The organism is Bacillus sp. LR--39 (assembly GCF_053613335.1).
This window is the reverse complement of record NZ_JBSIOT010001053.1, coordinates 1-646: the sequence shown is the minus strand read 5'-3', so window position 1 is coordinate 646 and position 646 is coordinate 1. Positions and strand designations below refer to the sequence as shown.

1 protein-coding gene is annotated in these 646 nt (G+C 49.7%); it reads left to right on the top strand.

Translation table 11 applies throughout. The features are described from left to right. Nucleotides 1-90 precede the first annotated feature (90 nt). The gene (locus ACWHAR_RS28370; RefSeq protein WP_452088607.1) at nt 91-492 is read left to right on the top strand and encodes a YmaF family protein; all 402 of its coding nucleotides are present in this window, start codon (nt 91-93) and stop codon (nt 490-492) included. The last annotated feature ends 154 nt before the right edge of the window (nt 493-646 follow it).

Here is a 646-nt window from a genome sequence, read left to right as displayed (position 1 = left end):
TAACATCACTGTATTCTGCCCAGCCGTTTTTGCCTGGGCGCCCGCCGGATTTTTTAGTGAAGCAGCCCTCAAAAAGGAGTGAACGCAAACATGACGCTGTATCAGTCGGATTGGTCAAAAGCGCCTCCCCATGCCCACGCCTACAGGGCGAGAACAACGACTGCCGAGGGACATTACCACCTAATTGAGGGTTTTTCCCAGCCGGCAAACGGGAGCAATACAGATGGGCACGTTCATTTTTATTCCGGAATTACTTCTTTCGTCGATGGTCATTACCATAGGTATTATGCGATTACGGGGCCAGCGATTCCGCGGGCGGACGGCACGCACTATCATGAAATCGAGGGCACGACCTATTTGGCATATTCTGCGGCTCCCCCGGTCAGATATGGCGGAGTCGTTTATGTAAGCGATGGAATGAAGGAAAGGCACCGGCATCCTTTTAAGGGTTACACAAGAGAAATCGTCGGAAATGAGCCGATTTGCTGGTGAGGGAATGTTTGGAAAACAGTGAAAACGGGTAAAATGAAATGGGTGTTTTTGAATGTGAAATGGTATAATGGGAGGAGCTTGTTTAAAGAGAGTGATCATCAGTGAATAAAACGAAGCCGCCGGTCATCGTTTTGATCGGACCGACCGCTGTCGG

Excerpts from the sequence above, each read along its gene's own strand:
- ACWHAR_RS28370 (WP_452088607.1), top strand. The coding sequence starts at position 91 with ATGACGCTGTATCAGTCGGATTGGTCAAAAGCGCCTCCCCATGCCCAC.